This window comes from Actinomadura mexicana, assembly GCF_900188105.1.
GTDB classification, from domain to species: domain Bacteria; phylum Actinomycetota; class Actinomycetes; order Streptosporangiales; family Streptosporangiaceae; genus Spirillospora; species Spirillospora mexicana.
The window spans coordinates 324,566-338,285 of the sequence record NZ_FZNP01000010.1; the positions used below are offsets into that span (position 1 = coordinate 324,566).

Sequence of the window (13,720 nt, forward strand, 5' to 3'; positions counted from 1 at the left end):
CCCACATCTCGGGTCAATCGAACGGATTCGCCGCCGAGGCCAGGCGGCGGGCGCCGCGGGAGAGGCGCGTCCAGACCGGCGCGGAGTCGCGCGGCATGTTCAGCGCCACCGCCGTGGCCGTGCTCTGCGGAGCGTCCGTCACGACGGTGTAGACGTAGCCGTTCCCTCCGGACACCGCCCACCGCCTCAGGGATTCGCGGCGGTACACCGTCCGGCCCCGGCGGACGGTCTTCTGCCAGCCCGCCATGCCGCGTTCGTCGAGGCCGCCGCGCTGCACGAACACCGAGACCGCCGCGAGGCCGTCGGAGTAGCTGAGGTGCAGGGCACCGCCGCCGCGCTCGCGGCGGGCCTCGTAGAGGGTGAGCCGTCCCGGCAGGTCCTGGGGGACGGGCCAGCCGCTGCCGCGCAGGCCGGCGAGGTCGGCGCGGTCCAGCTTCCCGCCCCACGCGCCCGCGGCGGCGCGGGCGCCGGTGGACTCCACGGGGCTGCCCGCGCTCGCCCCAGGGAAGCGCGACGGGCCGCCGAGCGGGCGGCTGAGGGGCGAGGACTCGACGGGCGAGGCGGTGAAGCTGATCTCGGTGAAGCCGGTGCTGACCACGGGACGGCCGACGGCGTCGATCAACTCGCGGTGCAGCATCAGGCCGGTGTCCCGGTCGATCCAGAAGCGCCCGGCGGGGCTGCCGTCGGCGCGGCGCGCCTCGACCACGCGGGCGGGGCGGCCGCAGATCGACGCGTCCGCGGCGCGCACCACCGCGTAGTTGCGGGTCAGCAGCGCCAGCGTCGCGGGCGTGAAGCCGGTGGTGTCCCCCGCGGAGGACTCGGACCGGTACCCCTCACCGGTCGGCCCGGACCGGTACCGGATGCCCGCGCCCGGCGTGTGCGACACGACGACGCGGGAGGTGGCGGCCCGGCCGCCGCCGCGCGTGGTGAGGTACCGCCGGCCCTCGTAGGGGACGCGGCGGGCGGCGTCGGCGGCGGCGCGCAGCAGCCCGAGGGCGTCCGGGTCGGTGCGGGCACGGCGTACGGGCGCGGGATCACCGGTGAGCGCCCCGGCCAGCGCGAGGGCGCCCGCGAGCCCGCCGGCCAGGACGGCGTGGCGTCGGCACCGCCCCGTCTGGGCCGCCCGCCTCACGGCCCCGGGGAGACCTGGACCTGGTTGACCGGGTCGGTGAGCGGGTCGGTCATCGGCGCGTCGCCGGACGTGAGCGCGTGCTCGACCGCGAACCGGTCGAAGGCGGGCGTCACGGCGGGGGTGTCCTGGCGCCCGCCCGCCACGTAGGAGGCGGTACCGAGGCCGAGGAAGAGGGTGGCGGCGCCGACCACGAGGTAGCGGCGCCGCGGCTGGACGCGGATCGCGGCGGTGTGCCCGGCCGGGCGGTTGTCGCGCGGGCGGGCGGCGTGCGGCGGCCTGACGGGGCGGGCCGATGATCGAAAGGGCCGGGAGGTGTGCCGGGGACGCGAGCCCGCGTGCGGAACGGCGGATCTCGGCGAGACGCCGGGAACGGATGTCGCGTCAGGGTCCGCGGGCGCGTCGGGGAGGCCGGAGACGCCGGGCAGGGTGCGCAGCCGGCTCAGGAAGTCGGGAGACGGAAGGTCGCCGGTGCCGTCGGTCGCCGGCAGCTCCGACAGGCCCCGCAGCCGTCCCTTGAGTCTGCGCAGCTGGTCGGCCTCTTCCCGGCAGCCGGCGCATCCCGCGAGATGGGCGTGGGCGCGCTCGCGCTCCTCGTCTCCCAGCTCACCGTCGACCAGCGCGGTCAGACGCTCCCCCAGACAACTCACGCCGCCTCCGTCGATTCCGTTCGGTCAGGCGCGCGGTCCCGCCCCGCGCGCGGTGCACAGCTTTACACGCCCTCCGGCAGCGGTCGGACACCGCTCGCCGCGTGCGCTCCCCCGGGCTCGCCCGCGAAGGCGGCGTCATCGCCCGCGAAGGCGGCCTGGTAGTCGTTCCTGGTCCCGGGCCGGCGCCGGGTGGGCGCGCGGTGCTCCAGCGCCGTACGCAACTGTGCCCGCCCCCGGTGGATGCGGCTGCGCACGGTGCCGAGCTTGACGCCGAGAGTCGCGGAGATCTCCTCGTAGGACAGCCCCTCGATGTCGCACAGCACGACGGCGGCGCGGTAGTCGGGGGCCAGCGCGTCGAGCGCGGCCTGGACGTCGGCGTCGAAGTTGTTGTCGTCGAACGCCTGCGCCGGGGTCGGCTCACGGCCCTGGAGGCGTTCCGCGGCGTCGTCGGCGAGTCCCTCGAAGCGGATGCGCTGGCGGCGCCGGGCCATGTCGAGGAACAGGTTCGTGGTGATCCGGTGCAGCCAGCCCTCGAACGTGCCCGGCGTGTAGTTCGACAGCGAGCGGAACACGCGGACGAAGACCTCCTGCGTGAGGTCCTCGGCGTCGTGCTGGTTGCCGGTCAGGCGGTAGGCCAGCCGATAGACGCGGGCGGAGTGCTCGCGGACGACCTCGTCCCAGGACGGCGGCGCCCATTCTGCCTCGGGTGCGTTCTCGCGGGTGCGAGCGGCGTTTCCCAGACCCTGCCGGGCGCCGACCCCAACAGCGCTTCTGAAACTGAGTGCTGCGACTCCCATGGTGCCGGGCTGTTCCTCTCTTGTGAGCCAAGGTCTCGCCTTGGAACGGCACGGTCTCGCCTGGGCTGGGGCGGTTCTGTTACCGGCTCGGTGCTTGCCTGTGTTGGTGACAACGCACTGAAACGCCAGTTGGTTCCCCTGCAACGATATGGTCTTCCCAGCATGAGCCATGCGGGGGTCCCACGAGGAGGCAGCCATCGACGCCATTGAGGCCACCCGGGCCTATGTGGAGGATTTCCTCCCCGAGGACGAGCCGCTCCAGAACGCCAGGCGTCGCGGCCAGGAGGTCGGCGCCGTGCCGATCGGCCCGGCCGGGGGCGCGGCGCTGCGCTTCATCACCACGCTGATCGGCGCGCGGACGGTCGTGGAGGTCGGCTCGGGCTGCGGCGTGTCCGGCGTCTACCTGATGCGCGGCATGCCGAAGGACGCGGTGCTGACCAGCGTCGACATCGAGCCGGAGCACCAGCGGCTGGCCAAGCAGGCGTACCGGGAGGCGGGCCTGTCCGGCTTCCGCACCCGGATGATCATCGGCCCGGCGCTGGAGGTGCTGCCGCGCCTGACCGACGGCGCCTACGACATGGTGTTCTGCGACGCGGCGAAGCGGGAGTACCCCGAGTACCTGGTGGACGCGCTGCGCCTGCTGCGGCCGGGCGGCGTCGTCGCGTTCGACAACGCCCTCTGGCACGACCGGGTCGCCGACCCCGACCGGCGCGACCCCGACACCGAGGCGATCCGCGAGGTGCACCGCATGATCCGCGAGGACGACCGGCTCGTCCCGCTGCTGATCCCGGTGGGCGACGGCCTGCTCTGCGCCGTCAGGCGTGACTGAGGACGTCGAGCGCGACCGGGCCGCCCCGGAGGCGTTCGCGGTCCGGGTGCGGGTCACGTGGCGCGGGGTGTGGCGGCTGGCCGCGTTCGTGATCCTCCTGATGGCGTCGGTGGCGTTCCTCGCGGGCGGCGTGATGCGCGGCGCGGGCGCCGGCAGCGCCGTGGTCATGGTGCTCGGGGTCGTGGGGCTCGGCCTGTTCGGGGCGGGCCTGCTGGCGTCGGCCGGGGCCATGCTGTCGCGGCGGCCCGTGCTGGAGTTCGACGGCGGCGGGGTGCGGCGCCCCGCGCGATGGCCGCTGCCGCGCCGGTCCGGGCGGACGCTGCCCTGGGACGAGGTGGCCGCGATCACGGCGCTGCGGCGCGGCGTCGGCGGCACCCGCCGCGGCGAACAGGACTACCTGGTCTTCCTGCCGACCCCGGAACTGGCGGAGATGGCGCGCACGTCCGAGCGGGCGCCGCTGGTGGCGCTCACGATGCGGGACGTGCCCGCCACGGCGGCGGCCGTCCCGTGGTGCTTCGCGGTCGAGCCGGGCTGGGACGCGACGCTCCCGGAGATCGTCAAGCAGGCCAGGCGGCACCGCCGCGTCCCGGTGATCGACCGCCGGAACAAGTGACCGGCCGCGGGACCGGGCGGCCCGGTCAGGCCGTCAGCCAGTCCAGCAGGAGGCGGGCGCCGTAGCCGGTGGCGCCACGGGTGATCTCGGCGTCCTCGGAGGTGGAGCGGCCGGGTCCGGCGATGTCGAGGTGCGCCCAGGGCCGCTCGCCGACGAACTCGCGCAGGAACAGCGCCGCCGTGATCGAGCCGCCGCCGTAGCCGCCGCGGCCGATGTTGTTGATGTCGGCGACGTCGGAGTCGATCGCGGCGCGGTAGTCCTCCACGAGCGGGAGCCGCCACACGGGCTCGCCCGCGGCCGCCCCGGCCCGGGTGAGCTCCCCGGCGAGGGCGTCGTCGTTGGCGAACAGGGCGGCGTGCTTGAGGCCGAGCGCGACCTTGGCGGCGCCGGTCAGCGTGGCGAGGTCCACCACCGCGTCGGGGGCGAGCCGGGCGTCGGCGTAGGCGAGCGCGTCGGCGAGGACGAGCCGTCCCTCGGCGTCGGTGTTCAGCACCTCCGACGTCGTCCCGCCGTAGTGGGTGATCACGTCGCCGGGGCGCATCGCCGACCCGGACGGCATGTTCTCCGCCGCGGCGACCAGACCGGTGACGCGGGCGCGGACGCCGAGGGACCGCAGCGCGCTCATCACGGCGATGACGACGCCGCCGCCCGCCATGTCGGTCTTCATCGTCTTCATGCCCTCGTTGGGCTTCAGCGACAGGCCGCCGCTGTCGAACGTGATGCCCTTGCCGACCAGGACGACATGGCGAGGAGAGGACCCGCCGGCGTCTCCGGGGTCGTAGGAGAGCTCGATCAGCCGGGGCGGGCGGGCCGAGCCGCCCCCGACGGCCACCAGGCCGCCGAACCCCTCGTCGACCAGCTCCTTCTCGCCGCGCACGCGGACGGTGAGGCCGGACTCGCCGGCGACGCGCTCGGCCTGGGCGGCGAGCCAGGACGGGTCCTTCTCGCGGGACGGGGTGTTGGCGAGGTCGCGGGCGAGCGCGGTGGCCCGGGCCCGGGCGGTGCCGAGCTCGATCGCGGGGGCGTCGGACTCGGGGCCGGCCTCGGTCAGCACGGCGAGGGTGCCGAGCGCCTTCTTCGGCGGGGCGGCGCCGATCCTGAACGCGTAGGAGGCGAGCAGCGCGCCCTCGACGAAGGCGGCGAGGTCGCCGTCCGGGACGCCCGCGACGAGCGCCGTGCGCCCCCTGCTGCGGCGGGCCAGCGCGGCGCCGGCCCTGCGCAGGTCGGCCGGGGCCGCCTCGCCCACGCCGTAGAGCAGCAGTTCCCGGACCCGGTCGCCGACGCGGACCTGCGTGGCGACGATCTCTCCGGGCTCGCCCTTGGCCTGGTGCAGAGCGAGCAGCTCGTCCAGCGTGAAGGGGAGGGATGCCGCCACCTCCGCCGCCGGGGCGGCGGGACCGGACCGGACGGGCACCGCCACCACCTCGGCCCCGAGGTCGACCGCGGTCTGCGACACGGTGCCGCCGGCGCCGTGGATGCGGGTCTCGATGGGCATGGCGGTGGTTCCCCCTGATCGGCTGAGCGGTTCCGGAAATGGCAAGGGCCCCGGCGTCGTCGCCGGGACCGTCACCAGCAGGCCCGGGAGGGCCGGGGCCGTCAGCCCACGACGCCCTTGATGGCCTCGCCGAGCTCCTTGGCCTCGTCGGCGGAGAGCTCGACCACGAGGCGGCCGCCGCCTTCGAGGGGGACTCGCATGACGATCCCGCGTCCCTCCTTGGTCACTTCGAGCGGACCGTCTCCCGTCCGCGGCTTCATCGCCGCCATGCGTGCATCCCCTTCCTAAGTAGGGCCGCGGCCTCGCACACCTCTGGCCGCGTGGCCGCGTGTCGCATCCGCGTCATCAGTAGTGGTCCATTATCTCGTCTTCCGGGCGCGAAGTGGTAACGATCAGCCTCCAGATCGGCAGCCGGGGCCCGTGGACGCAGGTCGCGGGCCGCGCCGGGCGGCCGGATCGGCGGGGCGGAACGCCCGTCCCCCGGCCCCGGACCGCCGCACCGGGCGGGACCTCCCTTGCCCGGGGCGGCGGTGTTCGCCGAAGGTTGCCTGGGAAGATCTACCGACGACCGAGAGGACGACGATGTCTGAGACCGTGCTTTACGACGTCACCGAAGCAGTGGGGACAATCACACTCAACCGTCCCGACGGGATGAACTCGCTGACCGTCGAGATGAAGGAGGCCCTGCGCGCGGCGGTGGTGCGGGCCGCCGCCGACCCGGCCGTCCGCGCGGTCGTCCTGACGGGCGCGGGACGGGCGTTCTGCGCGGGCCAGGACCTGCGCGAGCACGCCGACAACCTCGCCGCGGGCCGCGGCCTGGACGGCACCGTCCGCAGGCACTACAACCCGATCGTGCTGGCGATCGCGGGCATGCGCAAGCCGGTCGTGGCGGCGGTGAACGGCGTGGCGGCGGGAGCGGGCGCGTCGCTGGCGTTCGCGTGCGACCTGGTCGTCGCGTCCGACAAGGCCCGGTTCGCGACCGCGTTCACCGGGATCGGCCTGGCCCCCGACAGCGGCATGTCCTGGACGCTGCAGCGCCTCGTCGGCCGCGCCAAGGCCGCCGAACTGCTGCTGCTGGGCGAGCCGGTGAAGGCCCCGGAGGCTCTGGAGATGGGGCTGGTGACGCGGGTCGTCCCGACCGACGAGCTGGCCCCGGCGTCGGTGGAGCTGGCACGCCGCCTCGCGTCCGGCCCGACGGTCTCCTACGGCGCGGTGAAGGCGGCGCTCGACCACGCGGCGACGCACGACCTGGCGTCCGCGCTCGAACGCGAGGCCGAGCTCCAGGACGAGTGCGAGAAGACGAGCGACCACCGCAACGCGACCGAGGCGTTCCTGAACAAGCGGCAGCCCGTCTTCCAGGGCGGTTAGCCCTCGGGCTCCCCCGGGGGCGGAGGTAGGGGCTTCCCCCGTACGAAGTGGGGAGCCCGCGTCAATGCGGGCGGTGGGCGCCCGGCGGTTAGCTGGACGGCATGACGCAGACAGCCGCCGCATCACTCGCCGGGCAGGTCCACGACCATGTCGCCGTCGCGCGCGACATCGTCAGGTCCTTCGGGGCGGGTGAGAACGAGGTGACCGCGCTGCGCGGCGTCTCGGCGGCCTTCCCCCGGGGCCGGTTCACCGCGATCATGGGGCCGTCCGGCTCGGGCAAGTCGACCTTCCTGCACTGCATGGCCGGGCTCGACACCGTGACGTCCGGCTCGATCATGATCGGCGACGTGGACATCACCCGGCTGTCGCGGACCCGGCTGACGAAGCTGCGCCGCGACCGGCTCGGGTTCGTGTTCCAGTCGTTCAACCTGCTGCCGATGCTGACGGCGGAGGAGAACATCCGGCTGACCGGGCGCCTGGGGAACCGGCGCGCCGACCGGGAGTGGTTCGACACGATCGTGGACGCGCTCGGGCTGCGGGAGCGGCTGACGCACCGGCCGAGCGAGCTGTCGGGCGGGCAGCAGCAGCGGGTCGCGGTGGCGCGGGCCCTGCTGACCCGGCCGGAGGTGCTGTTCGCCGACGAGCCCACCGGCAACCTCGACTCCCGGTCGGGCGCCGAGGTGCTGGGCTTCCTGCGCCGCGCGGTGGACGCCTACCGGCAGACGGTGATCATGGTGACGCACGATCCGGCGGCCGCCGCGCACGCCGACCGGGTGCTGTTCCTGGCCGACGGGGTGATCGTGCACGAGCTGCCCGCGCCGACGATCGACGGCGTCCACGCCGTCATGCGCCGGATGGAGGGCTGACCGCCATGTGGCTCATCGCGCGCCGATCCTTCGCCGAAAGCTGGACGCGGCTGGCCGCCACGCTGCTGGCGGCGGTGTTCTCCATCGGACTGATCGCGGGCGCCCTGCAGTTCACGCTGCGGGCGCAGGAAGCGGTGTCGGGCACCGACGCCAGCGAGTACTCCTCCGCCGACGTGCTCGTCCAGGGCGGTTCCGCCGACCCCGACGACCCGTACTCCCCGCCGGAGGGCCGGGTCGCGCTCGGCGCCGTGGCGGGACGTCCCGGCGTCGCGGCGGTCGCGGGCGACGCGACGGTCCCGGTGACCGCGAGCGGTTCGGACGGCGAGCCGATCCTGCCGCCCGCCGGGGCGGGGACGGCGCTGCGGCCGTGGACGCCCGACGGCCGCCTCAACCCCTACCGCCTGGAGTCGGGCCGCGCGCCCGCCGCCGACGGCGAGGTCGCCGTCACCCGGCACGTCGCCCGCGCGGGCGGGCTCGACGTCGGCGACACCCTGAAGGTGCTGCTGCCGAGGCAGGGCCGGGACATGAAGATCGTCGGCATCGTCACCGTGCAGGGGCACGGCGCCGTCGCGAGCGGCGATCTGCTGCTGGCGCCCCCCGGCACCGTCGCGCAGGCGGCGGGCCTTCCGGCGGGCACATGGCAGAGCGTCTGGGTCAAGGCGTCGGGCGGATCGGTGTCCGGGCTCCGCGCGGCCCTCGCGCGCGACCTCGGGAAGGGCGTCACCGTCCGGACGGCGGCGGAGGTCCGGCACGCGCAGTCGGCCGACCTGCAGGGCGCCGGGGCGGCGATCGGCGGCGCCATCGGCATGCTCTCGTCCGTCGCGGTGTTCGTGGGGCTGTTCGTCGTCGCCAACACGTTCGGCACGCTCGTCCGGCAGCGGACGCGGCAGCTGGCGCTGCTCAGCGCGATCGGCGCGACGCCCCGGCAGATCAGGCGGCTGATCCGGTTCGAGGCCCTCGCCCTCGGCCTCGTCGCCTCCGCGGGCGGCGTGGCGGTCGGCTTCCCGGTGTCGGCCCTGCTCACCCACCTGTTCGCCAAGGACGGCTTCGACATCTCCGCCGCCGACGCCCAGTACGGCTGGGCCGCGCTCACCTTCCCCGCCGCGGCCGGCGTGCTCGTCACCCAGCTCGCGGCCCGGCGCGCCGCGCGGCGCGCCGCGAAGATCTCCCCGATGCAGGCGCTGCGGACCGCGAGCACCGAGACGGCGGGCCGCCGCTGGCCGCGCCTCCTCGGCGCCCTGGCGGTGTTCGCCTGCGCCTGGATCTTCTTCGGGGCCGTCTTCGGGATCCGCTCCGAGGAGCCCCCCGGCCCCGAACGCACCGTCGGCACCTGCGTGATGGTCCTGCTGGGCTCCATGACGACGGTGGCGGCGCTCGCCGTCCTCGCCCCGTTCTTCGTCGGCCCCCTCGGCGGCCTGGTCGGCCGCATCGGGACGGCCGTGAGCGGTGAGGCCGGGCGGCTCGCCCGCGCCACCATCACCCGCAGCCCGCGCCGGGTGTCGTCGGCGGCGTCCTCCCTCATGCTCGGCGTGGCGCTGGTCGCCTCGACGGCGCTGATCGTCCTGTCGGTGGACGCGCGGTTCGACACGGCGGGGCGGGAGGTGCTGCGGGCCGACCACGCGATCACCGGGACCGGGATGACCTCGAACGGGCAGGCGCCCCTCCCCCGCGACGCGGCCCGCAAGGCCGCCGCCGTGCCCGGCGTGTCCGCCGCGGCGGCGCTCACGATGTCGGAGGTCAAGCTCGTCTCTCCCCCGCCCCGGCGGCCGTCGCCCGAGGAGGCCCCGGAGCCGGTCTACCTCACCGTCACGGGCGCCGACCAGGAGGCGATGCCGTCGGTGCTGAGACTCGGCGGGCACCTCCCGCGCCTCGGTGACGGCCAGATCGCCCTCACCTCCACGGTCATGAAGGGCCAGAAGATCAGGAAGGGGCAGCGGATCGTGGTGCGCGGCGCCCGCGGCAGGGTCGCGCTCACCGTCGCCGCCGTCTACCACGACCCGTCCCACCTGTTCGCCGACCAGGCCCTCGTCTCCGACGCGACGATGGACCGGCTCGACCCGGACGCGGCCGCGCAGGTGGTGCTCGTCCGCGGGGGCGGCGAGCGGGCCCTGTCCCGCGCGTTCGCGGACGCGCCGGCCCTCAAGGTCGTCGACGGCGCCGGCTACGTGAAGGCGGCGTCCGACGCGATGACCAAGGGGATGAGCGTCATCTACGGGTTCATCCTCATGGCGCTCGTCCTCGCCCTGTTCGGCATGGCGACCACCGTGTCGATGAACGTCGGCGAGCGGACCCGCGAGTTCGGCCTGCTGGGCGCCGTCGGCGCGACGGCGGCGCAGATCCGCTCGATCGTCCGCTGGGAGGCGGCGACGGTCGTCCTGCTCGGAACCCTCCTCGGCCTCGGCACGGCACTCGGCACGGTGACCGTGCTGCACGTCGCCACGGGAAGCTCGTTCCTGGTCCCGCACGCCCCCTGGTGGCTGTTCGCCACGGTCATCATCGGCGCCGCCGCCGTCACCCTCGCGGTCTCAGCCCTCCCCGCCAGAAGAGCCGTCGCCATTGCGTCTCCCACCTAGGGATTCGGCTCTATCGAGCGCGCACGCGTCTCAGCCATCGCCTCAGCCGTCAACGACCTCAGGGTGCGCGATCGCGTGCGAAGCCAGTTTCGAGCCTGCGAGGAACTGATCGCGCAGCGAGCCGCAAGGCGAGCCGGAGCGATGCCGGCGGCCGTGTCGGGGTCAGAGGGCCTGCAGGCCCTCTGACCCCGACACGGCATCAAAAACAAAGCAGCCGGTGAGGTGGTCGTTCACCAGGCCGCAGGCCTGCATGAGGGCGTAGGCGGTGGTGGGGCCCACGAAGCGGAAGCCGTGCTTCTTCAGCTCCTTGGCGAGGGCCTTCGAGGCGTCGGTGTAGGCGGGAACGTCGGACATGTCGGTATAGGACGGGGAGTCGGGGTCGGCGTGGCGCCAGGCGGTGGCGGCGAGGCCGCCGGGCAGGTCGAGGGCCGCGCGGGCGTTGGCGATCGTGGCTTCGATCTTGGCACGGTTGCGGACGATGGCGGCGTCGGCCATCAGGCGCTCGACGTCGTCCGGCCCGAACGCGGCGACCTTCTCGGGGTCGAAGCCGCAGAACGCGGCGCGGAAGCCCTCGCGCTTGCGCAGGATCGTCAGCCACGACAGGCCGGACTGGAACGCCTCCAGGCACAGCCGCTCGTAAAGGCCCTGGTCGTCACGGACCGGACGGCCCCATTCCTCATCGTGGTAGGCGACGTAGTCGGGCGTCGACAGCCCCCACGGGCAGCGCGCCAGCCCGTCCTCGCCCAGAATCGCGGTGCTCACGCGCCTGTTCTACCTCATGGGTGCGACAGAACGGCAAGGCGGCGCAGCCCGACCGTCATGAACGCCTTCACGACCGGCCCCGCGACCAGCCAGGCGGCGCGGCCGAGGGGGCCGAGCGGCAGGTCGACGCGCTCCGCCCAGACGATGCGGCTGCCGGAGCCCTCGGGGACGATGCTGAAGAACGCCTCGCCGCGCACCACCCGGCCGGTGTGCCGGACCGCGACGCGGCGGCCGGCGCGCCAGTCGGTGATCACCATGGTGTCGAGGAAGCCGACCGGGCCGGCGCCCGTCCACGCCCGCAGCTCGTCGCCGACCTTGTCGCCGCCCTCCGCGCGGGTGAACGGCATCCACTCGGCGTGCCGCGGCCAGTCGGTGAGGACGTCGAAGAGCCGCTCGGGCGGCGCCGCCGAGACCGCCTCCGCGTGGACCGCGACCGCGCTCATCGGCTCTCCTCCCCGTCCGGCTCGAAGGACTCCTTGCGGAGCGGCACCCGGGCGCCGGGCTCCTCAATGCCGTGCAGCGTCCCGACCGGGCCGGCCGGTTCGGCGTCGCCGGCGCGCTTGCGGGCGTCGTGGAGCTGCCGTTCCAGTTCCGCCACGCGGGCGTCGCGCTCGTACAGGGCCTCGGTGAGGAGGTGGAACGCGTCGTCCGTCACGTGCGGCTGATACCCCCACAGAGTCCGGGGGAACCGGAGGTGGGAGCCGTCCCAGCCGGCGACGGGCCGCCCCTCGGAGTCCACGCTGACCGGCGGATAGTCGGGATGGGCCTCGGCCAGCTCGCCGCCCCGGCCCATGGCGAGGACGACGACGGCGCCCAGCACGGCCACGCCGGCCAGGACGAGAACCACGACCACGAGCACGCTCCGATCTGACGGCACCCCATCGGGAAGACGATTTCCCGTCCCTGATCGTGCCACGCTTGGCGGCATGGGGTTGCAGGAGCGCGGGGTCCTTCCACCGGCCGCGCCGGCTCCGGGCGGGGCCGCGGACGCGGGCACGGCGCCCCCGGCGAGCCGGGTGGAGCGGCTCGTCGCCTCCGGGGGGCGCCGTGCTCACACGGCGCGCCGGCGTCAGCCGCGCAGGCGGTGCCAGGGACCGGTGATCGCGAACGTGGCGCCCGGGTCGGACTGGCGGTTGGCGAACAGGATCCGCCCGTCCGGGGAGAACGTCACGCCGGTGAACTCGCTGCCGTTGAGGGCGTTGCGGGCCATCGCGAACGGCTCGTTCCGGCGGGTGGTGCCGATGAGGTACTGCTCGCCGTCGCCGTCCTCGGCCAGGATCACGCCGCCGCCGTACGGGGAGACGGTGATGTTGTCGGGGCCGTCGAAGCGCCCGCCCGGCTCGAAGACCAGCTGCAGCTCGATCTCGCCCCGGTGCGGGTCGTAGGTCCAGACCTGCCCGGCGTGGTCGGCGGCGCCGCCGTCGGCCTTCTTGGAGAAGCTGCACACGAAGTAGGCCTTGCCGTGGCCCCACCATGCGCCTTCGAGCTTCTGGCTCCGCGTGATCGTGTCGAACTGCTTGCGGACCGACGTCTGCTTCGCCGACGGGTCGGGCACCTCCACCCAGCCGGCGCGCAGCCGCGTCCCGGGCTCCTGGACGGCCGACAGGTCCGGGACGCCGCGGACGTTCAGCGCCTCCAGCTTCCCGCCCGACATGTAGGCGTGGTAGCCGCCGTGGTGGGCGCGGGGCCGGAACCGGTAGAAGAGCCCGAACGGCTTGGCGGCGTCCTCGGTCAGGTACGCGGTGAGCGTGTGGGGGTCGACGGCGACGGCCTCGTGCGCGAAGCGGCCGAGGCCGGTGAGCGGGACGGGCTCGGTCCTGCGGCCGTTCGGGTCGACCTCGAACACCCAGCCGTGGCTCTTGGTCTCGCCCGCGAACCCTTCGGTCTCCTCGCAGGTCAGCCACGTCCCCCACGGGGTCCGTCCGCCCGCGCAGTTGGTGGACGTCCCGGCCAGGCTGACGTACTGCGACAGCAGGTCGCCCCGGCCGTCCACCTCCAGCGTGGTGGTGCCGCCGTTGGCCGCCGGGTCGTAGGTCCACTCGGGGCGGCCCACGGCGCGGGTGCCGTTGTTGCTCTGCTCGTGGTTGCGCACCAGCCGGGTGCGGCCGTGGCGGCTGCCGGGGAAGGTGGCCATCCCGTCGTGGTGCCCGGGGACGACGACCCCCTCGGAGACGGGCTCGCCTTCGACCGACAGCGTCTTGTAGGAGAAGCCCTTGGGCAGGTCCAGGACGCCCTTGGGGTCGGGGATCAGCGGGCCGTAGCCGTAGGCCTCCCCTGTTTCGGCGCCTGCGGACGTCTGGAAGATTCCGTCCAGGCTTCCGGCGAGGGCGATGGACAGCGCGCCGGCCGCGCCGCCCTTGACGACTCCGCGACGGGTCACGGACATGGGCACTCCTTCACGTGAGGGGATCACGCGGGAGCCTGGTCGCCGTCCCTGAACCGCGGATGAACGATCACTGGCCGGAAGGAGAAACCCCAGGACAACGTTGGTCCGCGCGCGCCCCGAGTGCCGGCGGGCGGGCGGAGCGCGGCCTCAGAGGAGCTCCACCGCGGCGTCGACGGCCGCGGCGACGTCGCCGTCCGGCGGATACAGCAGGGACCGGCCGACCACCAGACCCCGCACGGTGGGCAGCCGCAA

The 13,720-nt window shown here is 74.5% G+C and carries 15 protein-coding genes; 5 read left to right on the plus strand and 10 right to left on the minus strand.

The features are described 5' to 3' along the window. Positions 1–13: 13 nt before the first annotated feature. The 3 genes from CHC11_RS26355 to sigE form a co-directional block, all read right to left on the minus strand. The gene (locus tag CHC11_RS26355; protein ID WP_089314484.1) at positions 14–1,132 is read right to left on the minus strand and encodes a MucB/RseB C-terminal domain-containing protein; all 1,119 of its coding nucleotides are present in this window, start codon (positions 1,130–1,132) and stop codon (positions 14–16) included. Continuing rightward, positions 1,129–1,779: an anti-sigma factor family protein gene (locus tag CHC11_RS26360; protein WP_143227328.1), complete on the minus strand. Its 651-nt coding sequence runs from the start codon at positions 1,777–1,779 to the stop codon at positions 1,129–1,131. Before CHC11_RS26360 ends, CHC11_RS26355 begins: the two co-directional genes overlap by 4 nt. A 62-nt stretch (positions 1,780–1,841) precedes the next feature. After that, a complete protein-coding gene (gene sigE / locus CHC11_RS26365) occupies positions 1,842–2,576 on the minus strand; it encodes an RNA polymerase sigma factor SigE (protein ID WP_245919785.1) in 735 nt (244 codons plus the stop codon). 169 nt (positions 2,577–2,745) lie between these two features. Between sigE and CHC11_RS26370 the strand changes: the two genes are divergently transcribed. Next, positions 2,746–3,405 carry an O-methyltransferase gene (locus tag CHC11_RS26370; protein ID WP_089314486.1) on the plus strand — a complete coding sequence of 220 codons (660 nt, stop codon included), beginning with the start codon at positions 2,746–2,748 and terminating at the stop codon, positions 3,403–3,405. Then, the gene (locus CHC11_RS26375) at positions 3,398–4,018 is read left to right on the plus strand and encodes a hypothetical protein (RefSeq protein WP_245919787.1); all 621 of its coding nucleotides are present in this window, start codon (positions 3,398–3,400) and stop codon (positions 4,016–4,018) included. Before CHC11_RS26370 ends, CHC11_RS26375 begins: the two co-directional genes overlap by 8 nt. A gap of 25 nt (positions 4,019–4,043) precedes the next feature. Here CHC11_RS26375 and CHC11_RS26380 read toward each other — a convergent pair whose 3' ends face one another. Next, complete coding sequence (locus CHC11_RS26380) at positions 4,044–5,513, minus strand: leucyl aminopeptidase family protein (protein ID WP_089314487.1); 1,470 nt, start codon at positions 5,511–5,513, stop codon at positions 4,044–4,046. 101 nt (positions 5,514–5,614) lie between these two features. Next, a complete protein-coding gene (locus CHC11_RS26385; RefSeq protein WP_089314488.1) occupies positions 5,615–5,782 on the minus strand; it encodes a DUF3117 domain-containing protein in 168 nt (55 codons plus the stop codon). Between the two features lie 313 nt (positions 5,783–6,095). Here CHC11_RS26385 and CHC11_RS26390 point away from each other — a divergent pair, with 313 nt between their 5' ends. The 3 genes from CHC11_RS26390 (at position 6,096) to CHC11_RS26400 (ending at position 10,320) form a co-directional block, all read left to right on the plus strand. Then, entirely contained in the window at positions 6,096–6,881 is a 786-nt protein-coding gene (locus CHC11_RS26390) for an enoyl-CoA hydratase-related protein (RefSeq protein ID WP_089314489.1), read from the plus strand. A 101-nt stretch (positions 6,882–6,982) separates the two neighbouring features. Next, positions 6,983–7,747: an ABC transporter ATP-binding protein gene (locus CHC11_RS26395; protein ID WP_089314490.1), complete on the plus strand. Its 765-nt coding sequence runs from the start codon at positions 6,983–6,985 to the stop codon at positions 7,745–7,747. Between the two features lie 5 nt (positions 7,748–7,752). After that, positions 7,753–10,320, plus strand: coding sequence for an FtsX-like permease family protein (locus CHC11_RS26400; RefSeq protein WP_089314491.1), 2,568 nt, complete (start codon positions 7,753–7,755; stop codon positions 10,318–10,320). Between the two features lie 162 nt (positions 10,321–10,482). On the opposite strand, the gene CHC11_RS26405 is transcribed toward CHC11_RS26400, so the two are convergent. The 5 genes from CHC11_RS26405 to CHC11_RS42900 all read right to left on the minus strand — a co-directional run. Further along, entirely contained in the window at positions 10,483–11,082 is a 600-nt protein-coding gene (locus CHC11_RS26405; protein ID WP_089314492.1) for a DNA-3-methyladenine glycosylase I, read from the minus strand. 14 nt (positions 11,083–11,096) lie between these two features. Beyond that, the gene (locus tag CHC11_RS26410) at positions 11,097–11,525 is read right to left on the minus strand and encodes an SRPBCC family protein (RefSeq protein ID WP_089314493.1); all 429 of its coding nucleotides are present in this window, start codon (positions 11,523–11,525) and stop codon (positions 11,097–11,099) included. Next, positions 11,522–11,941, minus strand: a complete 420-nt coding sequence (locus CHC11_RS26415) for a hypothetical protein (RefSeq protein WP_089314494.1) — start codon at positions 11,939–11,941, stop codon at positions 11,522–11,524. The genes CHC11_RS26410 and CHC11_RS26415 overlap by 4 nt, the downstream gene beginning before the upstream one ends. A gap of 210 nt (positions 11,942–12,151) precedes the next feature. Further along, a complete protein-coding gene (locus CHC11_RS26420) occupies positions 12,152–13,468 on the minus strand; it encodes an alkaline phosphatase PhoX (RefSeq protein ID WP_089314495.1) in 1,317 nt (438 codons plus the stop codon). 147 nt (positions 13,469–13,615) lie between these two features. Continuing rightward, on the minus strand, positions 13,616–13,720 hold a 105-nt coding region (locus CHC11_RS42900; RefSeq protein WP_425427341.1), incomplete at its 5' end, for a Cgl0159 family (beta/alpha)8-fold protein.